This is a genomic window from Rhodococcus sp. FW305-130 (genome assembly GCF_058788335.1).
The window spans coordinates 60,781-82,121 of the sequence record NZ_JBYTAP010000004.1 but is presented as its reverse complement, the minus strand read 5'-3'; the positions used below and the strand labels follow the sequence as shown (position 1 = coordinate 82,121).

Below are 21,341 nucleotides of genomic sequence, written 5' to 3'. Positions count from 1 at the left end.
GCCGTGCTCAATTTCATTTACTATCCGGTATCCGCGATTCTGTGGGTCTGGCACAAGGTCTTCGGGTTCATTCTCGGCCCGGACAACGGAATAGCCTGGGCGCTCTCCGTGGTGTTCCTGGTGTTCACCTTGCGTGCGGTTCTGTACAAGCCGTTCGTGAAGCAGGTCCGCACGACCCGCCAGATGCAGGAACTGCAGCCGCAGATCAAGGCATTGCAGAAGAAGTATTCGGGCGACCGTCAGCGCCAGGCCGTCGAGATGCAGAAGCTCCAGAAGGAGCACGGATTCAACCCGATCATGGGCTGTCTCCCGGTCTTGGCTCAGGCTCCGGTGTTCATCGGTCTGTTCCACGTCCTGCGCTCGTTCAACCGCACCGGCACCGGCATGGGCCAGCTGGGCATGAGCGCCGAGGACAACCTCAACACCCCGAACTACGTCTTCTCGGCCACTGACGTCCAGTCGTTCCTGGATGCTCGTCTGTTCGGCGCGCCCATCTCGGCCGCGATCACGACGCCGGTTGCGCAGCTTCAGGCTTATGTCACCGAGAACGTTCCCGAGCTTCCGTCACGCCTGAACATCATTCTCGTGGCCGCTCCGTTGATGATCATTGCCAGCATCGCGACCCACTTCAACTCACGCGCTTCGGTTGCCCGTCAGAGCGAAGCAGCTGCCGCGAACCCGCAGTCCGCGATCATGAACAAGCTCGCGCTGTACGTCTTCCCGCTCGGCGTTCTGGTCGGTGGACCGTTCCTTCCGATCGCGATCCTCCTGTACTGGGTGTCGAACAACATCTGGACCTACGGTCAGCAGCACCTCGTCTTCCGCAAGATCGATGCCGAAGAAGAAGCGAAGAAGCAGGAAGCGATCACTCGCCGCAACGACAATGCGCCTAAGCCCGGTGCCCGTCCCGATCCCGGTAAGAAGAAGGGATCCCCGGCTGCGCTGAAGACCGCGGATTCAGCCGACGACGACGGTGACGCCCCGGAAGTTTCGCTCAAGAAGCCTCAGCCGAAGCCCTCGGGTTCCAGTGGTGGTTCGACGTCGAAACCGAAACAGAACCGGCCACAGAGCAACCGCGGCAACTCCCCCAAGCGCAATAAACGGCGCTGATCCAGGAAAGAGAACGACCAATGTCCAGTGAAGCTGACATCGTTGTGGATGGAGAGAACGCAGACGTGAGCACCGAGACCACTGCGCCGGTTACCGATGTGGATGTAGACATCGATGATTCCGATGACGATTTGATCGAAGAGGGCGAGATCGCCGGCGACTACCTCGAGCAGTTGCTCGACGTGCTCGATTTCGACGGAGACATCGACCTTGACGTCGAGGGCGATCGGGCGATCGTCAGCATCGACGGCGGCGACGACCTGACCAAGCTTGTGGGACGTAAGGGTGAGGTTCTGGATGCTCTCCAGGAGCTGACTCGTCTGGCTGTTCAGCAGTCGACCGGCGAGCGCAGCCGCTTGATGCTCGACATCGCCGGCTGGCGGGCGGGCCGCCGCGAGGCACTCAGTGCTCTCGGTGCGGAAGCCGCACAGCGTGTTCTCGAGACCGGCGAACGCGAAGAGCTTGCTCCGATGACGCCGTTCGAACGCAAGATCGTGCACGACGCCGTCGCCAAGGTCGCCGGTGTTTCCAGCGAGAGCGAAGGCGCTGAGCCGTCTCGCCGAGTGGTTGTCCTCAAGGACTGACACTCCCCCCTGATCGATGCGGGCCCCGGATTTTCCGGGGCCCGCTTTTGTGTACGAGAGGTGTTTCACGTGAAACCGAATCCGGCGGCACGGTGAAGGTCCGGTGCCTATCGTTGTCGACATGTCCTATCTCTATTTCGGAACCTGTCGTCAATGAAGCGTCGTGAAGGGAAACAATGGTGCTGATACGACCCGCGACGCGGGCCGAGTTGGAAGAGCCCGTGGGCTTCGCGATGAACGATCCGGTCGGGTTCGTCGACGCTGACTCGCTCCGGGAAGAGGTGGCGGCCGGACGGCTTCGTCCGGAATGGAGTTGGTTCGCCGTTGACGGCTCCAGGATCGTCGCGCGTGCGCTGTGGTGGGGGCGTGAGGACAGCGAGCGTCCGCTCGCCCTTGATTTCCTGCACGTGCTGGCTGACGTGCCGGATCGTGCTGCGCTTGCCGCCGAACTCATGTCGCGGGCGCACACCGAGTTCCACGCGAAGCCTGAGTATGTGGTGGTCGTGCCGACCGCCGGGCATGACGCGGATTCCACCGTCGCAGACGCCGTGTCCTGGCGTCGCGAGGCGGCCCAGGCGGCCGGACTGACCGAGATGATCGAGCGGCTGCGTTTCGAGTGGACGCCTGCGGCCGGTGTGCCCGCCCCCTCCGAGCGTCTGATGTTCCGTCCCGCCTCGGATGATGAGTTCCTCGCGGTGTTCCAGCGGGTCGCTGTCGGCAGCCTGGACGTCGCCACGCAACGAGGCATTGCGGCCACAGACATTGTCAGCCAGGCCCGGGACGATCTCGAGTTCTACCGGTCGTGCCCTGGCGAACGATCGTGGTGGCGGCTGGCGGAGACCATGGACGGGACGCTGGTCGGCTTCGCGATCCCGTCCGCGACGCCCTACCATCGCAACGTCGGATACCTCGGAGTAGTGCCCGAGCTGCGCGGGTGCCGCTACGTGGACGACATCCTCTGCGAGATCACCCGCGTTCACGCAGCCGATGGCGCCAATCGCATCACCGCGACCACGGACGTACCCAACACGCCCATGGCCGCCGCGTTCAAGCGGGCGAACTACCAGGTGACCGAGGTGAGGATGGTGTTCGAGGCCCCGGCGGGCTGAGACGGGCGTCAACCGGAGGTTCGTCGCCGAATCGCGCCGGCGCGGGCCTTTCTGTTGCCGCTGGGAGTAGTCGCCGTCGTATTCATTCCACTTGCACTGGCATGGGGATCCGGGAGAGCAGTCATGCTCAGCTTCATCATTGCCTTATTGGCTGTCGGCGGCGCACTGTGCACGTTCGGATATTCGATCGACAACACGGCGTACTACATGTGAGCCCCTCCCCTCCCCCAGCCGGAATAGTCAGCCCTTCGTTTCACGTGAAACAGGATCGATGGTTGTTGCCCCGAGCTCTCGATCTCCATCCCAGATTGGTAGTGGACGCCTATTGGATGGCGATCACGAGTTCAATGGCTTCTGGTGTGCCGTCGTCAGCGAGTACTCCAACCTGGCGGATGCTGCCGTGAACTAACTCCAGTCCGTCATCGTTTGCTTGCTCGATCATCGCGATCTGTGCGGCTTCTGCGCCTAGATCGCCGAGATCGGAATCGTCGTCGGATGTTTCGAGTGTCACAAACAGTTCGTCGCGCGCTGGGAGTGTGCCAGATTCGACGATCGTTCCGGAGATGCCAACTGGCTCGGCGGGGATCTGGGTAGTCGGCCAGCAGAACAGAACTTCGACGACCTCAGCTTCTGCAGTTTGGCGCAGTGTTGTCCACCAGGGACCGGAGATCGTGTGGCCGGCTTCTGTCAGGGCCATTCGCAGGGTCGCCAGGGGCGACTCAACCTGCTCGAGTTCGAGGTTACGGATTTCGTGTTGCAGTCCAACCCAGTGTTGAGCCGGCATGGAACGACGGCGCACGGTGTAGTCGAGTTCAAGTGAGTCGATCAACGCGGACCCTTGCGCCGCGTCAGCATCTTGTCGTGCGCGTTCGTCAGCGACATGTGCTCGGTGCCGTTCGATGAAGGAATTTATGTAGTGCGGGTTGCTCAATGCTTCTGCGACGGTGTCGAGCGCGAGGCCGATGTTGCGGAGTGCCCGGATCGTCGCTGCCTCTCGCAGTTGTCTGGGTGAGTAGGTGCGGTAACCGTTCGCGGTCACTCGTGCGGGTTTGAGTATATCGATGGCGTCGTAGTGGTGGAGTGCTTTCACTGTGAGTCCAGAGGCGAGGGCGAACTCTCCGATGCGCATCATGTGGTGCCAAGCTCCTTGGATTGATTTCGGTTTCTGGTGCCAAGTCTCCGGTCTCCCGCAACAGGAGAGTCAAGTCGAAGGTTGGGTAGCTCGTGGCAATCGGCGGCGAGACACCGAAACTGTCCGAAGCCGGCCCTTTTCTGAAACTCGCTTTTCGTCGACAATTACCCCTTTTTGGCCATGAATTCCATCCATGTAACTACCCATGGCAGTTTCGTCACTGTGATGATATTGAAAACCGACCTACTATCTGCATGTGACCTTCCGGCTATGTTTCACGTGAAACGGGTCAGATTTCGGCGAATTATCAGCGCAATGTTTCACGTGGAACGTGAACCCCTCCCCTCCCCCACTTGAATTTTGGGCCGAATACTTCCCAAAGAATGAACGAGTCGGCAGACTCACAGCGAGTCGGTGTGCAGAAGCGAACACATGTCGGCTCCAGAGCGGATAATGATTTCGGTCTTGATTGTTGATTTCGCGGTTTACGCGGGAGGATGTTTCACGTGGAACAGAATGGTGCGGCGTCGGTTGACTGGGACGAACAAGAGACTGCGCGCGCAGTGTTCGGTGACAGATATGAGATCGCGGAACGGTACTACCAATCCCTGGCAACGGATGGTGTCGAGCGCGGGCTCATTGGTCCCCGTGAGGTTCCCCGACTGTGGGAGCGTCACCTTCTCAATTGCGCAGTGATCGGTGAACTGATCGCCGAAGGTGAGTCGGTCGTGGACGTAGGAAGCGGTGCCGGCCTACCCGGAATCCCTCTCGCGATCGCCCGCCCGGACTTGAAGGTGACTCTCGTCGAACCGTTGCTTCGACGCTCTGTGTACCTCGCGGAGTTCATCGAGTCCAACGGATTGGACGTATTGGTAGTCAGAGGGCGAGCCGAGGAATCGGGTGTTGTGAAGGAAGCGGGCGGTGCGGACGTGGTCACTTCGCGGGCCGTGGCGCCTCTGGAGAAGCTCGCACGTTGGTCCCTCCCACTCATTCACGAGCACGGCCGGATGTTGGCACTCAAAGGTTCGAGCGCCGCCGAGGAGATCGAGCGCGACCGTACGGCGCTCACCAAATTGGGCGCAGGTAAGTTGGAAATACTCGAATGTGGAGCCAAGATTCTCCGCACCCCCACCGTGGTGGTGAAGGCCGAACGTCTCCCGAAGCGTCGCCAGCGTTGATGATTTACACGCATGCAATCGAGAGCAATGTACAGATGATGAGAGCACCTAGTGATCGATTCCCAATCGAAGGAGCAGTCAATGTCGGGTCGATCTGAATCCGCCGTTTCACGTGAAACACCGAAGCAGCACACGGGCGCGGGTGCGGATCAGATCGTCAACGACGACGACGACAATTTCACCGCCCCCTACGCGGCGATCTCCTCGGAGGAGACTCCCATCGGGGCGGCCGCGCATCGAGCGAGCCAGGTGCTTCACCCCCATTCGGTGACGCTGCCGAAGCCGGCGTTCCGCCGCGTGATCACCATCGCGAACCAGAAGGGCGGCGTCGGTAAGACGACGACCACGGTGAACCTTGCGTCGGCGCTCACTCTTCAAGGGCTCACTGTCCTCGTGGTCGATTTGGACCCTCAGGGCAACGCCAGCACGGCTCTGGGCGTCGTCCATACCTCGGGCACCCCCTCCAGTTACGAGTTGCTCATAGGCGAAGTGAAGGCCCCGGAGGCGATCCAGACCAGCCCGCACAGTGAGCGCCTTCTCTGCATCCCGGCAACGATCGATTTGGCGGGCGCCGAGATCGAATTGGTCTCCATGGTTGCCCGCGAGAATCGACTCAAAGGCGCGCTCAACGACAAGGTGCTCGCAGAGCTCGACGTCGACTTCGTCCTCATCGACTGCCCGCCCTCGCTGGGGCTGCTGACCGTCAACGCGATGGTTGCTGCCAAGGAAGTCCTGATCCCGATCCAGTGCGAGTACTACGCCCTCGAGGGGGTCGGTCAGTTGCTCCGCAACATCGAACTCGTCCAGGCTCATCTGAACCCGGATCTGCATGTCTCCACGGTCCTTCTGACGATGTACGACGGGCGCACCAAGCTGGCCGACCAGGTCGCCGAAGAAGTACGCAAGCACTTCGGCGAGGCCGTACTGCGCGCTGTGATTCCCCGCAGTGTGAAGGTTTCCGAGGCTCCCGGATACGGAATGACAGTTCTCGATTACGACCCCGGTTCACGCGGCGCCATGAGTTACCTCGACGCCGGACGCGAACTTGCCGCCCGCTCTGCCACCACGACGACCCAGGAGCAGTGAGATGAGTCAAGCACGCAAAGGTGGATTGGGCCGCGGCTTGGCTGCTCTCATCCCCACTGGGCCGGCCACGGCACCGGGTTTGGGATCGGCTGCAGCGGACGTCGTAATCGGCGTCGACAAGCGCAACCCCTCCCCTCCCCCACCGACGAAGGCAGCTCCGAAAACGCCGAAAGCCACCAAGGCGACGGCTGCGAAGGCTCCGGTGGAAGCTGAGCCGGAGACCGAACTCGAGCCGACCGGCGCGGTCTATCTCGAGATCGAACCGAGCCTGATCGAGACGAACCCGAAGCAGCCTCGCAGCGTTTTCGACGAGGAAGCACTCGCGGAATTGGTTCACTCGATCCGCGAATTCGGCTTGATGCAGCCGATCGTGGTCCGTCGTCACGGTGACAAGTACCAACTTGTCATGGGTGAGCGTCGCTGGCGCGCGAGCCAGGAAGCCGGGCTGGAGAAGATTCCGGCGATCATTCGTGAAACCGATGACGACTCGATGTTGCGCGACGCGCTCCTCGAGAACATCCATCGAGTGCAGTTGAACCCCCTCGAGGAGGCAGCGGCGTATCAGCAGTTGCTCGAGGAGTTCGAAGTAACCCACGAAGAATTGGCCAATCGGATCGGACGTTCGCGTCCCGTCGTGACCAACATGATTCGTCTGCTGAAGCTGCCGGTGGCGGTTCAGCGCCGCGTTGCGGCTGGAGTACTTTCGGCCGGCCATGCTCGCGCACTGCTGTCCCTCGAGGCGGGTGCCGACGCTCAGGAAGTCATGGCGGCACGCATCGTCGCCGAAGGAATGTCGGTTCGCGCGACGGAGGAAGCCGTCACTCTTGCCAACCGGGCGGACAACGAGATCGCTCCCCCGCAGAAGCGCAAGCCCATCGTGATGCCGGGTCTGCAGGATGTAGCCGAGCGGTTGTCGGACTCGTTCGACACCCGGGTGACTGTCAGTCTGGGCAAGCGGAAGGGAAAGATTGTGGTCGAATTCGGCTCGGTCGACGACCTACAACGCATCGTCGGAATGATGGAAGCGCAGAAATCGACGTAGTGAACTCGGATGCCCGTTTGGTGACGTAATTACGATGACCGGGCACACCACCTATTTTCGTCACTGTGACGAATTTAGGTGGTCCGAGCTTCTCGAAATCTTGAACCGGGACGAAAGATGTTGAACAGCAATACATTAGAGCGATCAACTCTCGCGCCACTGCCGACTCGGTACAGCTGGCCTATCCTGGAGAAGAAAAAAGCGGCGGGCGAACATCAAAACCGCTTCGGGGACCTACGGAGAGTGAGTTAGTCAGTGTCGACTCACGTCATCACCTCTCTCACGCTCGACAGCCTCGATCAGCTTTCCGCCCATGCGCGTCGATGCGTGTTCTGGGAGATGGACCCGGGCGCGCTTCACGACGCCCGAGGATTCTGCGATCAGGAATTCGAGAAGGAAGCCTGGCTGTCGATGGTCATGCTCGAGTGGGGTTCGTGCGGACAGGTCGCCGTCCGCGACGGAAAGCCGCTTGGAAGTGCGTTGTACGCCCCTCCCCGCATGATCCCGCGCGCGCAACTGTTTCCGACAAGCCCGGTCAGCTCGGACGCAGTGCTTCTGACAAGCCTTCGCCTCGAGCCCTCGGGCATAGAGGAAGAACTAGGACCAAGCCTGATGGCCGCTGTCGTGACAGATCTGGTTCGACGCGGAGTTCGTGCGCTCGAGGCATTCGGTATCCGTAGCGACGACTTGGGACCTGCTTCCGACGTGGCCAGCGCAACGGCCGCTCTGGAATGTTCACCCGCAGAATGCATGATCAGTGCCGAGTTCCTCGAGGACTACGGTTTCGAGGTCGTGGCACCGCACCATCGCTATCCGCGGCTTCGTCTCGAACTCAATCGAGATCACGAATGGAAAGTCGACGTCGAAGAAGCCCTCGACCGTCTACTGAAGGCCGCAGCTCTCGAAATGGTGGAGATCAGCGAGCTCGCCAGAGTGTGAGCAGGTGCCGACCGCAGGACCTACGAAATGCGGTCGGCTACCGAAAGTTCTTCTGCGAGAAGCTCGGCGAAGGTGAAGGTGCCGGTCGGCTGATCGTCTTGACCCAGCAGGTACAGCCGCTTGACCGAGATCAAGATGGCTTCGGCAATGGTGTCCCGCATTCGCGGATTCGTCAGTACCGCAACGTCGGACGCGTTGGACAGGTAGCCGAGATCGATCTGCACCGTCGGCATGTTGGTGAGGCGCAACAACTCCCACGTCCGACCGTGAGTTCTGCAGTCCCGCAACGGAGTTCGCGCAACGATCTCGCGCTGAACGAAACCGGTCAACACCTGCCCGATCATCGAGACCGAACCGTGCGAATTACCGAAGTGGAAGCTCGCGACGCCGTTTGCCGACGGGCTCGAGTTGCTGTCGCAACGCAGGGAGATCATCAGATCCGCGTCGAACGCATTGGATGTCAGTGCGCGCTCGGCCTCGGTCGGATCGGCGTTGTGCGGGCGGGAGAGGAAAGTTTCCATCCCGGTTGCAGCCATCCGCCCCTCGAGGCGCATGGCCAGATCCCAGAGGATGTCAGCTTCGGAGATGCCGTTGACGATGTTGCCCGTCGACGGCCCGCCGAGGCCGGGATCGATGACGATGCGCTTACCGCCAAGCTGCGGGCCCTTACGCCGCACCAGTTCCTCTTCGCTGATCGCATGTGGGGAACCACCGGTGACGCGGGTTCCCAGAAGTTCCAGCGAACGGAGTGTCTGCGGTCCGCAGATACCGTCGGCAGCGATCCCGATTTCACGCTGGAAAGACGAGAGAGATTCGTGGGTTTGCGGACCGAAGAAACCGTCGACCCGCCCGGCGTAGAAGCCCAGATCTTGCAGTTTTGCCTGCAACGCTGCGACGTCGTCGCCGTACAGCGGCGCGGACAACTGGTAGATCAACGTACGGGCACCCAGGCGGTACGAGGCCTCACGAAGTGACCGATAGGTTGCCGGGCCCACAATGCCGTCGACAAGAAGCCCACGCTGCTGCTGGAAGGCACGAACGGCGCTGTCGAGTTGATGATCGAAGATGGCGTCGGGTGCAACCCAGTGGGCACCGTCGGCGCTTTCACGTCGAATGCCGGAAGTTCCGTGATGGAGGTATCCCAGCTTCGTCAATGTGCCCCGAATCTCGGCGACGGCCGGGCCGTGATCGCCGTGTCGGAGTCTGTGCATGCGTGAAAGCCTCTCGGATCGGTTAACGAATTCGATCGATGTGCCTGGTCGTAGACCCGATCAGGCACATCGATCGATTATCTCAGAAATTCTGTGGATTGCGAGAATCCACGATGCTCACCCAGCCGTCAGAGAACGTCTGCGAGGTCCTTGAGCAGCGCGGCCTTGCCCTTGGCGCCGACGATCGTCTTGATCGGCTTGCCGTCCTTGAACAGGATCATCGTCGGGATCGACATGACCTGGAAATCGCGCGCGGCCGCGGGGTTGGCATCGATGTCGAGCTTGGCGACGGTCAGCTTCTCGCTGTTCTCGCCGGCGATCTCCTCGAGGACCGGGGCGACCATCTTGCACGGGCCGCACCAGGTTGCCCAGAAATCGACCAGAACGGGCTTGTCGCTGCCCAGGACGTCCTGCTTGAAGGAATCGTCGGTGATGGTGACGGTATTCGACACTGTTACTCCTCGAGGGTTGGGTACGACAGCTTGGTGAATCAGGGAGCGCCGACGACGTCGACCGTGTGGCCGGCTGCGTCGAGCGTGTTGGCGGTGATGTCGCCGCGGTCGGCCAGCCAGCGTTCGGCGTCGATTGCTGCGGAGCATCCGGTGCCGGCAGCGGTGATCGCCTGACGGTACGTGTGATCGACCAGGTCACCGGCAGCGAAGACGCCGTCGATGGAGGTCGCGGTAGAACCGGGAGCGACGCGCACGTATCCGGCGTCGTCGAGATCGACCTGGCCCTTGACGAGTTCACTGCGCGGGTCGTGGCCGATGGCGACGAACATGCCGGTGATCTCGAGTGTGGAGGTCTCGCCGGTGACGGTGTCGCGCACGACAAGGCCGGTGACGCTGTTCTCACCGAGCACCTCGACGGGCTCGGCATTGGTCAGGAAGCGGATCTTCTCGTTGGCCTTGGCGCGCTCGAGCATGATCCGTGAGGCGCGGAACTCCTCGCGGCGGTGCACCAGGGTGACCGAGCGAGCGAAGCGGGTGAGGAAGGTTGCTTCTTCCATCGCGGAATCGCCGCCGCCGACCACGACGATGTCCTGGTCACGGAAGAAGAAGCCGTCGCAGGTGGCGCAGGCGCTGACGCCGCGGCCGAGGAGGCGTTCTTCACCGGGAATGCCCAGGTAGCGGGCTGCTGCGCCCATGGCGAGGATGATCGCGTGCGCGGCGTAGGTTTCGCCGTTCGCGACGACGGTCTTGATCGGGCCGCTGAGGTCGATCTCTTCGACGTCCTCGGTGCGGATGTCGGTGTCGAAGCGCAGTGCCTGCTCGCGCATCTGTTCCATCAGATCGGGGCCCATGATTCCTTCGCGGAATCCGGGGAAGTTCTCGACCTCGGTGGTGGTCATGAGGGCGCCACCGAACTGGGTTCCCTCGAAGAGCAGGGGCTGGAGCTCAGCGCGCGCGGTGTAGACACCAGCGGTGTAGCCGGCCGGTCCGGAACCGACAATGATGACGTCATGGACCGCGGGCGTGGTTTCCAGCTGGGTGGTCATGCGAGCCTTCCAATAGTGAGTGCAGACCCTCCGCTTCTTGGAGAGCCGTACCGATCAACACCAGGATAAGGGGTGTTGTTCCCGCACTCCGCTGGAAAGTGGCTCACAGCCGGCAGCTCACAGCGCGGGACTCACTGGGCGGGGCGCGGTGCCTCCCGAACCACCAGCGCGTCCCGAACCACACAGCGCGTGCCGGTGTAGATGGTGGGCATGCACTTGTTGCAGTGGATACACAGACCCTCGTCGACGCTCTCGGCCTGAAATTTGTTGACCAGTTGTGGGTCCCTGAGCAGTGCGCGCGCCATGGCGACGAACTCGAATCCTTCATCCAGTGCGTGCTCGATGGTGTCGACGCGGTTGATGCCGCCGAGCAGGATCAGTGGCATCCTCAGCGCCTGTCGGAACTGGCGGGCGAAGGGCAGGAAGAAACCCTCCTCGAACGGGTACGTCGGAAAGAGTTTGGGACCGTAGAACTTCAGCCCATGCCCGACGAGTTTGGGTTGGGAGGCGACAAACTCAGCCAGTGGGACCTCGCCGCGGAAGAAGTACATTCCGTTGAGAAGTGAACTGCCACCGGTCAATTGCATCGCGTCCAGGTGGCCGTCGGCTTCGAGGATCTGGGCGATCGGCAGGCTCTGGTCGAGCCACAGACCTTTCGGCACCCCATCGGACATGTTGAATTTCGCGGTGACCGCCACGCTGGATCCAGCGGCCACTCGCACCGCTTCGATGACTCGACGCGGATACTCGGCGCGCTTGGCGACGCTGCCACCGTATCGGTCGTGGCGCTTGTTCAGATTGGGGCTCATGAATGAACTGAGTAGATAGTTGTGACCGAGATGGACCTCGATGGCGTCGAATCCTGCGTCCACTGCGACGCGGGCGGTCCGTTCGAAGTCGGAGACGACACCGTCGAGTTCGGCGAGCGTCGCGCCTTTGACGAGGCCCATTGCGGGCGGACTCAGCCGGGTCGACGGCGCCAGGGTCTTCGTCTTGTTGGAAAGCGTGTTGGCAACCAGTCCCGCGTGGCCGATCTGCGCCGCGGCAAGCGCGCCTTCTGAGTGGACGGCGTCGGTCAGTCTGCGTAGTCCCGGCAGCGCGCGCTCGTCCATGACAAGGGTGTCGCGGTGGACTCGTCCACCTGGTGAGACCGCGCAGTAGGCGACGGTGGTCATCGCGGCCCCGCCCCGGGCCACTTCGGCGTGGAAGTTGATCAGATCGTCCGAGACCGCTCCCCGCGGCATGACGCCCTCGAACGTCGCAGCCTTGACGATGCGGTTGCGCAAGGTCAGAGGGCCGAGACGTGCGGGTTCGAATATCGACGGTGTGGGCGCTGTGGTCATTTTCAACTTCCTGCGGCGGCCTGATCTTTACGATGCCAGTGGACTCGTAACTACGACGATATAGCGCCTACTCCCAATCTGTCCGACAATTCGACACGATGAACGCCACAGGATCAGGTCGCCCACGAGACCCACGCATCGACGACACAGTCCTCGAGGTCACCCGAGCGATGCTCCTCGAGGTCGGATGGGAGCAACTCAGCCTCCGGGCGATCGCGGCACGGGCAGGGGTCAGCCGAGCCTCGATGTCACGACGATGGCCGTCGAAGGCACATCTAGTTCTCGGGTCGATCCTGGGTGCGACACCAGACCTGACACCGTTCGAGGGCACCGACCGTGACGGCTGGATCCGTTGGGTGGTGGAGGGAAGTGCTCAGCTGTTCTCGCGGCCCGAGGTTCGCGCCGCGTCGCCGGGACTGCTGGCTGCGCTGCGCGACCATGACGACTTACGCAACGAATTGTGGCGCGGTTTCAGTGGGCCGAGCACGCAACTCTTCCTTCAGAACGCCGAAGATCCCGAATCGGCACTGCTCGATGCCAAGGCCGTGCTGGTATTGGCGGCCGGAGCAGCGATGTTTTCAAGTCTGATAGCGGTCGAGGACGATACGGATGCGTTGCGCGGGAGAATCCTCGAGCTCCTGCTACCCGCGGCAACACCGCGCTGACCGTCGACGTCAGCCGATGTTTTTGACCGACAACGTATTCGGATTCCCGTCGCTGCAGTTGATGCCAACAGTGAGTGCAGTGATCTGACGCGGCTGCGATCCGGTGAAGAGGAGGACTATCGCCGGTGCACCGGCGATGCGAACCTCACCCGAACCGAGCACCGGCCTGCCCTCGTCGATGCCATTGGCGCTCAGGCAGCCGGCAAGCTTGGACGGATCATCCAGTGGTCCAAGGTTTTTGGATCCGATGAATGAAAGCAGGGACGCCGAATCCGGATCGTCCACAGCAGATGTCGCCGGTGTGCTTGGTTGAGCGACAACGCTTTCGGCAGGTTCGGAATCTCGGGTTCCGATCACAACGATCACGAAGGCCATCAACACGGCTGCTGCGGCACCGAGCAGCCACGCTTGTGGGCGTCGCCGGAACGGCACGACGGTTGTCTCTGCTGATGGCTCGACCTGGCCGGACTGTAGATCCAGTGCCGAATTGATTCGCTCGGCAAGCGAATTCGGAATCCGTTCGTGAGAGGCCTCGCGCGAGTTCAGTGTCGCGAGTGATGCTGTGACGCTGTCGAGAGTAGTGACAAATGCATGGGCGTCGGCGTCTGCGTGTACCAGCGGCCACAGAGCTGCACTGGTTTCGGGATCGAGAACCCCGGCGTGAAGATCCGCCAAGAGGTCCTCCGAAAACGGAGGCGACGGAACGCGAACAGACGGATCTGTCATGAACCCTCCCTCGGCAGTCGGTGTGGACGCTTACAAGATAGGACGCGGCCGGTTCACGAATGGTTCCCGCCTTCGCGAAAGTCCTCCAACTGGGCGGCGAGGCGCTTGCGCGCGCGGGCGCAGCGACTCTTCACGGTCCCTACGGGCACGCCCAACCTCTCGGCGGCCTCGGCCACCGGATACCCCTCGACATCGACGGCGACGACGGCAGCGCGCTGCTCAGGGGGCAGCGATGCCAGCGCTTGTTCGACGGTCAGGCTCATGTCCACTCCCGCCGCGTAATCGCGGTGATCACGGGGTTCCTCCGCATTCTCGGAAGACAGAGAGAACGCGGCCCGCGATTTGTTGCGTCGGATCCGGTCAAGGCAGGCATTGACCACGATGGTGTGGAGCCAACTACGCACCGCCGCATCGCCGCGGAACTTCGCCGCCTTGCGGTGCGCGGAGAGCAGACCCTCCTGGAGTGCGTCTGCCGCGTCCTCGTCCGAGTAACTCGTACGCCGGGCAACGTGCCACAGATGATCCTGATGCCGGACCAGTAGTTCACGGAACGCGTGTCGATCGCCCGCGACATGAGCGGTCAACAATTCGAAATCCGTCGCCTCGAGATTTTTGTTCTCGAAACTTCTGGATTCGAAATTTCCGGCTCCGCCCCCGGTGCCCCCCGATAACTGTGCACGGGCGGATATTAGCCCAGTCGGTAGGTTTCAGAAGGGCCAAGGGCGATCACTTTGCAGCAGTGAATGCAATCTCCGAGATGGATGTCTGGTTTTGTCCGGATTCGGTGCTGAGCTGCGTAATCCAAACCAGGACATACTGACCCGAGCCGTCCGACGAGAGCGGAATGTCGGTCACACCGTTCTTCAGTACACCGGATCCGATTTCCTTGGTCTGATCCAGCGAAGTATTCGCAGAAGGGGCAGAACGGATTTCAACGACGGTTCCGGGCGAATCGGACGTGATCGCAATGTTTTTCAGGTTGGCCGCATCGGCGAGCGTCACCATCAGGCCGACGCCGTTCTTCAGGGACGGGAAGGGCTGGAAGTACGAGTCCGACGACCATGCGGTGGCCGGATTGCCGTCGATGGCGTTCTTCGCCGTTGCCGGCTGATCCGGCGTGCCCTGGGGCGAGAACACCGTTACGGCCGAGGCGGCTACCGGCACGGTTGCGGCCGCCGGTGCGGGGGCAGGTGAATTGTTCTCGGGCGCAGTAGCTTCGGTGGTCAAGCCGAAACTCTGCTCGCTGAGCGGGGTGTCGTTACTGCCGCCCGAGAGGAAGCTCGCTACCCACACCACAAGGAGAATCAGGACGATCACGGTGAAGACACCGAGCGCCGTCAGTGCCGCGAGCATCCGCGTCGACTTCTTCTTCTCGGCCTCGATGGCTTCGGGGTCGTTCAGTGCGTGACCCGACGCTCCCTGTTCGCGGTGGCCGAGACGAAGTGCCGGAATCATTTCCGTCTTGTCGTTGACGACGGACGCCTGATCGAGAATGTGCTGCACGGTGGCAGCAGTGCGGATTCCACTCTCCGACTGCAACGCTCGAACTGCCACGGCCGAGATGTCGAACGGGACCTCCGGACGGACGACCCGAGGTTCGACGATGTTGCCGTCGGCGCCGCGGCCGGCGGGAAGCAAACCACCGACGGGACCGGCGGACGGATCGGCGAGCGGCCAGCGCGCCGTGATGAGCGAGTACAGCATGGCGCCGAGACCGCGGACGTCGCTGGTGGAATCGGCGTCGGCAAGCGTCGCCGGGAACGCCAGTACGGCGTCACCGTTGATGCTGATGCGAACGCGGTCCGGGTGATCGATGGACAGCGCGCCGCCGGTGCGGTGAGCAGCTTCGGCAGCGGCCGCGAGGGCGCGGATGGCGCGGGCTGCACCGATCGGTGACGGCGTGGTCTCGGCCATCTCACGCAGCGAGCGGCCGGGAGTCCATTCGGCGACGACGATGCCGCCCGAACTTCCGCGGACGACGTCGAGGACGCGAGCCAGACCGGGCGAGTTGATCCTTCCCAGGCGCAGTGTGCGCGAGAGAACCGCCTGCGGTCCGGACTGGCTGTCGTCGTCACCGCGCTGATCGGCGTCGACGAACGTTAGGGCTACTTCACGGTCGAGCTTGACGTCGAGAGCTTCCCAGAACTGCAGTCCGCGGGTTCCGCCGTGCGGCGCGAGCAGACGGTAGCGTCCGCCGGCGACAGAGGCGCCCGGGATGAGCTTGGGTCCACGGGGCATCGGTCGCTGGGCCGGTCGTGCTGCGGATCCGGCGGCAGGTGTGCGAGGCGCAGCGGGCGGCGGTGTCTGAGCTGCAGCCGTCTTCTGAGGTTCGGGTGCCTTCTTGTCCGGAGCAGGCGTCTTCGGCGCGGGTGTCTTCGACACAGGTGCTGAAGGTGTCTTCGACACGGGAGCCGAAGGTGTCTTCGACACGGGAGCCGAAGGTGTCTTCGACACACTGACCGGAGGCACCGGCGGTGCGGCCTTCTGCACCGGCGGCTGTGGCTTCTGGCCCTGCTGTGGCTTCTGGACCGGCCGCTGCGCGGGCTGCTGTGGCCTCTGACCCTGCTGTGGCTTCTGGCCGGCAGATGCGGAGGAACTCGTGGATGCAGGTGTGCCCGACGATGCCGTTGACTTCTGTTCGGACGCTTTCACGGCAGAAGTCCCGGCACTCTTGTTGCCGGAAACGTTGTCGTCGCTCACCCTCGCTCCTTCTCCATCGATAGCCCGTCCCCGAATACGCGCGGGTTGCGATCCTGTACGCCCATGACCAGGGTACGGGAGCGCACCCGGTCGTTCTTGCTCGTTTGATTCCGTTCTGATTGCAGGAATCAGCTCGGTGACGTCGTCGTCGGTGTTGTTACGTGTGTCCGGTTCGGCGCGACCTGTCAGTGAACGAATCTTGCGGGAGACCGCAACCGTTACCGACAGAACTTCCGGAACCTTCTTGAAGTAGAGAATCGTGAAGGTGATCGCGAGCATCAGGATGCCGCCGACGGCGACGCGAACCATCGAGCCGGGTCCGCCGAAACGCTCGGTGAGTTGATCGAATCCGAGGACGCGGTCGACCGCGAGCATGGTCAGCGAACCGGCCAGCGAGGCGAGTACGACGGACCAGACTGTCTTGCCCACGTTGGCCATCTGCAGGTTTCCGAGGCTGCGGTGCAGGAGGTATCCGCCGATGACGGCGCCGGTGATGTATCCGAGACCGTTGGCCGCACCGAGCAGGATCACGACCTGATCGCTGTTGGAGGCGAAGACCGGAGCGAGCGCCGAGAAAGCGATCTTCACTGCAGTGATGCCGAGAACGATCCACGTCGGCGTCCAGGCTTGTTCGCGGGCGTAGAACACACGAAGTTGGATCAGGACCAGCGCATACGGAATCAACGTGAATGCCGACCAGCTCACGGCAGTGCCGAGACGTTCGGCCTGTTCGGGCCCGAAGCGGCCGTAACCGTAAAGCGCTTCACCGACCTGCGGACCCATGAAGGTCAGGAACATGATGATCGGAACCAGCGTGATCATGGTCAGACGTGTTGCCACCGACAGGTCGTCCACGACGGCCGGGGTGTCGTCGGCCGCAGCGTTGCGGCTCAGGCGCGGCATGATCGCGGTCAGAACCGTCACTCCGAGCACGCCGTAAGGGAGCTGCAGGAGCAACCAGGCCTGGCTGTAGATGGCAGGGCCGGCTTCGTCGGCATGTGAGGAAATCTTGGTCGCGAAGATCATGCCCATCTGGCTGATCAGGACGTACAAGACGATGGCGACGGCCATGCCGCCGAACTGGCGCAGGCGATCGTCGAGACCCCACAGCGGCTTGAGCGAGATCTTCTCGCGGCGAAGTGCGGGGATCAGGCTGGCTGCCTGCACGATGACGCCGATGGTGATGCCGATGCCGAGGGTGAGCAGCTTGGCGTCGCCCATCGAGACCGGATCAAGCGAGATCTCGCCCGGAGTCAGGCGGTAGACCACGAGCACCACGAGGACGACGACGTTGTTGAGTACGGGAGCCCAGGCTCCGGGCTTGAAGATCTGCCTTGTGTTCAGAAACGCTGTGAACAGTGCCGACAGCCCGTAGAACAGGATCGCCGGCAGAAGTAGATACGACAGCGCCGTGGTCAGGTCGGTGCTGACCTTGCCGTCTTCGGACAGGAAGACGTATTTGGTGAGTACGGGTGCTGCCAGGGTCGCGAGCAGCGCGGCCATTCCCAGTAGAACGAGCGACGCCGTGAAGAGGCGTCGGACAAATGCTTCGCCGTGATCGGCGTCCTCCCGCTCGGCGCGGACCAGCACGGGGACGACGATCGCGGTCAGAACGGCGCCCAAGACGAGCTCCGCGATCATGTTCGGGATCTGGCTGGCCACGGTGAACGAACTGGCGATGGCCGGGCCGAGGACCATCAGGATCATCAACTGCTTGGCGAATCCCGTGATGCGGCTCGTCAGCGTCGCGATCGCGATGGAACCCGTCGCCGCGAGGAGGCGGGAGTTCGTCTCCTTACGATCACCGACCAGGGCGTGCGCGTCGGTGTCGAACTCGTCCGACTTGGTCGCCTGCCGATCGGCGAATTCCATCTCGGCTTCGCGATATCTGGGATAGTCGCGGATCACCGGGATGGTCATGGTGGGTGCGTCGTCGAAACGTGCGTCGGGGTTGACCGGCTGAATCGGGTAGCCGCGCTCCCACGGTGGCATCCGAGGATGCGAACGGGTCGTGGCACTCTTGCGGGTGATCGCCGAGCGGCGACCCTCCTCGGGTGGATTCCCGGTCATGAGCGTTCGTACCCTTCATCTGCTGGGTCCGGCTGACCCTTGAATCGATGCCACAGCCGTCGCCCTGCCAGGAACAGCAGCAACCCTCCCGCTGTCGCCGTCACGGCGGCCAGGGGACGACCGTACGCATTCGACCGTACGGTCACGCTGGTCGGCGTACCCAATTGGCGGCCATCTGTCGTGGTCAGCGAGAAGTTGACTTCCAGCTTGCGAGAATCGTTCATTTCGGCGGGCACAGTCAACTGTCGGCTACCTCGCGGTGGCAGCTGTTTGGGACCGATGTCACTGATCTGCATCTCGGGAGGGGCTTCCACACGCAGGTCGACGTTGATGGCGATGGGCAACTCGTTGCGCGCCACCAGCAGGAGCGGGCTCTGCCCCGACGCGAGGGTGTAGACGCCGCCCGGAGACACCACGCTGACGGCCCGGTACATCCCGTCGACGGCTTCGGTGACGTTGTCGGCGCGGATGGTCGCAGCGCGCTCCGCCCGATTGACCGATGCGGAGGCGACGTTGCGGCGATCCGCCAAGGTCATCGAGCGAAGTAGATCTTCGCGGAGCGGTGCCGTGAATCCCCGGGGGGTGAGCGAAGCCGCCGGATCGTCCACGAGCGATGCTTCGAGCCCGTCGATACGCGGAAGTTGGGTGGTTGCGGTCTCGACGACGGATGTCTGCGGACCGTCCTGGGTGGCTCGGTCCGGGTAGTCGAGCGTGGCGGCGTCAGTGGCCCCCGGTTGTCTGCCGAGTAGTGCGGGCAGGGCCTGAGGTGAGGCGAGGCCAGAGCGAATGAGGGTCGCGAGCATCGAGAGCACGGCGGTGGCGTCGTTGCTGTCCGCGGTCCACAGTTGCGGCGGCGCGAAGATCTGATTGCGCGGCAGAGAAGTCGGCGTCAGCGCGGCCCAGGCCATCGCTCCCAGCGCGTCCTGGCGCCGGGCGCTGCGCGATTCGATGTCGATGGTCGGCGCGGTGTCGTCGGGGATGTACGACGGGACCTGCGGCTCCGAGCCGGTGGCGGCCAAGGCTGCGGCTGCCGAGGTGTCGAACGCAAGCGCGTCGAGTGAGCCGGTTATCCGCGACGACAGTTGCGGGGCTGCCGAGTCGACGGAGGTGTCAGCCACCATCGCTGTGGTGGGATTCACGCTCAGCACCTCTGCGGTGGCCGAGTCGAGGACACCCGAATCCGGCCAGACGAAATCTCGCAGTGACGTCACGCCGAGGATGTTGTCGACGATGTCTGCCGGGCGTGCGAGCGCGGTAGCCGTCAACTCCGGATTGGCCACCGAGGTGACCGCGGCGAGATCGGCCTGGGCGAACGGAACCGCCGTCGTGCACATCGAGGACGCGAGGGTCTTCACCCGGCCGAGCCATTGGTTGGCGGCGTCGCTGCCACGGCCTTCGTGCGACGGTCCGGTGGGATCTGACGAGTTGTCGGCCACGAGGTATCCGCGAGTCATGTTCTCGACGGTGATCAGAAGGTCGGGGTCGATTGCCAGACAGAGCGCATCCGTGACGCGGCGATCGGTGTCGCTCTCGGGCTTGGTGGCGTTCTCCACCGCATCGACCAACGCGTCCAGGCGCCCGCCGTCGGAAAGTTCGGTGGCAAGTTCGTCGTCGATCAGGCGCACGGGCTCGTTGACCGCGCCCGGGATTCCGCCGACGAGTCGTGGCGCGTCGGCCAGCGGCCACATGAGCGTGACGCCGATCGGGGCGGACGTGTCGGGGGGAACGACGGCCGTCGCCGACGAACTGGGTGTTCCGGATGTGGCGTTCGATTCGGCCGCGGCCGGCACACCGAGCACTGGGAGCAGGAATCGTGCGTCGTCGAGTCGGGCGGCCCCGCCGTATTCCGGGGTGCCGTTCACGTTGACGAGCATCGGGTAGACGCCCGGTTCGGTGATGTCGAGAGACAACCCGGTTGTGCTCCGGAGCGGCAAGGCGAGTGTGAACTGCTTGGACTGGCCGGTGTCGAGGGTGGTGGCAACGGTGTCGAATTCGCCGACCGTGTCGAAAACAGCCTGGTCGAAATCGAGTGCTGCGCGCACGTCCGAACTGGAGTCGATCGCGGGAGCGCGTTGCAGCCTCACTCCGACGTCCTCGACGGGACGGTCACCGACGTTCTTCACCGTGCCCTTGACCACGACGTTGCGGTCGCTGGTTGTCGTCACGGTGGTCGGTGCGGTGGAGTCGATGGTCAGCTGCAGAAATTTGGCATCGTTGGTGTTTCGCGCCGGGGCGCGCTCACTGGGCTGGCTGGACGGAGCGGCCCAGGAGACGGCCGTCGTCGCGGGCCCGAAACCGACAGCGGCCATCACCAAAGCGGCCACACCGGCCCGCCGCAGAGCCATTCTCATCCGGCGTCCGGTTCCTTCGGGTGCTGGACTCGCGGGATTTCAGGTCGGTGCATTTCAGGTCGCGGCATTTCGGCGATCATCTGCGATGCAAGTTCGGCCAGCTTGCGCTCGTCGGCGTATGCGAGTCGCTTGTGCAGTTCCGTCAGCGGCACCCAGGCGACTTCGGTGACCTCGATGTCCTCGTCGGAGAGTTCACCGCCGAGAAAGCGGAGGAGATAGTGGTGCACGGTCTTGTGGACGCGTCGACCTTCGGTCACGAACCAGTAGTCGATGCTGCCCAGCGGTGCCAGGACGGTTCCCTGGATACCGGTTTCTTCTTCGACCTCACGCATTGCGGTCTGTTCGGCCGTCTCACCCTGCTCGATATGGCCCTTGGGTAGCGACCAGAGCAGGCGTCCGCGGCGGTCGGTTCGGCCGATCAGTGCAGCGCAGAGGCGTTCGGGAGGTCCGCCCCAGCCATCGACGACCAAGCCGCCCGCAGAAGTTTCACGGACGGTTCGCATCAAAGGTTTATCGGGGTTGCCGACGGCAGGTCGACGCCGCGGGTTGCGGCGACTCCTGTTTGTTCGTTCGGCACCAGACACCTCATCGATACTA

General features: G+C 63.0%; 18 protein-coding genes. 8 read left to right on the top strand and 10 right to left on the bottom strand.

Annotated elements, in window-relative coordinates:
• Positions 1 to 3 precede the first annotated feature (3 nt).
• The 3 genes from yidC to AC3WQS_RS13535 all read left to right on the top strand — a co-directional run bounded on the left by yidC (position 4) and on the right by AC3WQS_RS13535 (position 2,803).
• Positions 4 to 1,110 carry a membrane protein insertase YidC gene (gene yidC / locus AC3WQS_RS13545; protein ID WP_019746208.1) on the top strand — a complete coding sequence of 369 codons (1,107 nt, stop codon included), beginning with the start codon at positions 4 to 6 and terminating at the stop codon, positions 1,108 to 1,110.
• 20 nt (positions 1,111 to 1,130) lie between these two features.
• Positions 1,131 to 1,694 carry a Jag family protein gene (locus AC3WQS_RS13540; RefSeq protein WP_003942504.1) on the top strand — a complete coding sequence of 188 codons (564 nt, stop codon included), beginning with the start codon at positions 1,131 to 1,133 and terminating at the stop codon, positions 1,692 to 1,694.
• Between the two features lie 179 nt (positions 1,695 to 1,873).
• Positions 1,874 to 2,803 (top strand): GNAT family N-acetyltransferase, encoded by a 930-nt coding sequence (locus tag AC3WQS_RS13535; protein ID WP_428691626.1) that lies wholly within the window; start codon positions 1,874 to 1,876, stop codon positions 2,801 to 2,803.
• 322 nt (positions 2,804 to 3,125) lie between these two features.
• Here the strand turns inward: AC3WQS_RS13535 and AC3WQS_RS13530 are convergent, their stop codons facing one another.
• On the bottom strand, positions 3,126 to 3,935 hold the full coding sequence (locus tag AC3WQS_RS13530; RefSeq protein ID WP_492711970.1) for a MerR family transcriptional regulator: 810 nt from the start codon (positions 3,933 to 3,935) through the stop codon (positions 3,126 to 3,128).
• Positions 3,936 to 4,432: 497 nt separating this feature from the next.
• On the opposite strand from AC3WQS_RS13530, the gene rsmG reads away from it, so the two are divergent.
• The 4 genes from rsmG to AC3WQS_RS13510 all read left to right on the top strand — a co-directional run bounded on the left by rsmG (position 4,433) and on the right by AC3WQS_RS13510 (position 8,180).
• Complete coding sequence (gene rsmG, locus AC3WQS_RS13525; protein WP_019746204.1) at positions 4,433 to 5,113, top strand: 16S rRNA (guanine(527)-N(7))-methyltransferase RsmG; 681 nt, start codon at positions 4,433 to 4,435, stop codon at positions 5,111 to 5,113.
• A gap of 81 nt (positions 5,114 to 5,194) precedes the next feature.
• A complete protein-coding gene (locus tag AC3WQS_RS13520) occupies positions 5,195 to 6,199 on the top strand; it encodes a ParA family protein (protein ID WP_492711968.1) in 1,005 nt (334 codons plus the stop codon).
• 1 nt (position 6,200) lies between these two features.
• Positions 6,201 to 7,241 (top strand): ParB/RepB/Spo0J family partition protein, encoded by a 1,041-nt coding sequence (locus tag AC3WQS_RS13515; RefSeq protein ID WP_019746202.1) that lies wholly within the window; start codon positions 6,201 to 6,203, stop codon positions 7,239 to 7,241.
• 255 nt (positions 7,242 to 7,496) lie between these two features.
• Positions 7,497 to 8,180: a hypothetical protein gene (locus tag AC3WQS_RS13510; protein ID WP_019746201.1), complete on the top strand. Its 684-nt coding sequence runs from the start codon at positions 7,497 to 7,499 to the stop codon at positions 8,178 to 8,180.
• 20 nt (positions 8,181 to 8,200) lie between these two features.
• Here the strand turns inward: AC3WQS_RS13510 and AC3WQS_RS13505 are convergent, their stop codons facing one another.
• The 4 genes from AC3WQS_RS13505 to nox all read right to left on the bottom strand — a co-directional run bounded on the left by AC3WQS_RS13505 (position 8,201) and on the right by nox (position 12,232).
• Positions 8,201 to 9,391 (bottom strand): N-acetylmuramoyl-L-alanine amidase, encoded by a 1,191-nt coding sequence (locus AC3WQS_RS13505; RefSeq protein ID WP_020909860.1) that lies wholly within the window; start codon positions 9,389 to 9,391, stop codon positions 8,201 to 8,203.
• A gap of 128 nt (positions 9,392 to 9,519) precedes the next feature.
• Positions 9,520 to 9,843, bottom strand: coding sequence for a thioredoxin (trxA, locus tag AC3WQS_RS13500; RefSeq protein WP_003942530.1), 324 nt, complete (start codon positions 9,841 to 9,843; stop codon positions 9,520 to 9,522).
• Between the two features lie 38 nt (positions 9,844 to 9,881).
• Entirely contained in the window at positions 9,882 to 10,889 is a 1,008-nt protein-coding gene (trxB, locus tag AC3WQS_RS13495) for a thioredoxin-disulfide reductase (protein WP_020909859.1), read from the bottom strand.
• A gap of 131 nt (positions 10,890 to 11,020) precedes the next feature.
• The gene (nox, locus tag AC3WQS_RS13490) at positions 11,021 to 12,232 is read right to left on the bottom strand and encodes a 4,4'-dithiodibutanoate disulfide reductase (protein WP_492711966.1); all 1,212 of its coding nucleotides are present in this window, start codon (positions 12,230 to 12,232) and stop codon (positions 11,021 to 11,023) included.
• Between the two features lie 98 nt (positions 12,233 to 12,330).
• Between nox and AC3WQS_RS13485 the strand changes: the two genes are divergently transcribed.
• Positions 12,331 to 12,897, top strand: a complete 567-nt coding sequence (locus tag AC3WQS_RS13485; protein ID WP_020909857.1) for a helix-turn-helix domain-containing protein — start codon at positions 12,331 to 12,333, stop codon at positions 12,895 to 12,897.
• A gap of 9 nt (positions 12,898 to 12,906) precedes the next feature.
• Here AC3WQS_RS13485 and AC3WQS_RS13480 read toward each other — a convergent pair whose 3' ends face one another.
• The 5 genes from AC3WQS_RS13480 to AC3WQS_RS13460 all read right to left on the bottom strand — a co-directional run bounded on the left by AC3WQS_RS13480 (position 12,907) and on the right by AC3WQS_RS13460 (position 21,328).
• A complete protein-coding gene (locus AC3WQS_RS13480) occupies positions 12,907 to 13,623 on the bottom strand; it encodes an RsmA family anti-sigma factor (protein WP_492711965.1) in 717 nt (238 codons plus the stop codon).
• Positions 13,624 to 13,676: 53 nt separating this feature from the next.
• Positions 13,677 to 14,210: an RNA polymerase sigma factor SigM gene (gene sigM, locus AC3WQS_RS13475; protein WP_044480769.1), complete on the bottom strand. Its 534-nt coding sequence runs from the start codon at positions 14,208 to 14,210 to the stop codon at positions 13,677 to 13,679.
• Between the two features lie 139 nt (positions 14,211 to 14,349).
• The gene (locus AC3WQS_RS13470; protein WP_492711963.1) at positions 14,350 to 18,393 is read right to left on the bottom strand and encodes a murein biosynthesis integral membrane protein MurJ; all 4,044 of its coding nucleotides are present in this window, start codon (positions 18,391 to 18,393) and stop codon (positions 14,350 to 14,352) included.
• Entirely contained in the window at positions 18,390 to 20,744 is a 2,355-nt protein-coding gene (locus AC3WQS_RS13465) for a glycoprotein (protein ID WP_492711961.1), read from the bottom strand. Before AC3WQS_RS13465 ends, AC3WQS_RS13470 begins: the two co-directional genes overlap by 4 nt.
• Complete coding sequence (locus tag AC3WQS_RS13460) at positions 20,741 to 21,328, bottom strand: NUDIX hydrolase (protein ID WP_019746192.1); 588 nt, start codon at positions 21,326 to 21,328, stop codon at positions 20,741 to 20,743. The genes AC3WQS_RS13465 and AC3WQS_RS13460 overlap by 4 nt, the downstream gene beginning before the upstream one ends.
• Positions 21,329 to 21,341 lie beyond the last annotated feature (13 nt).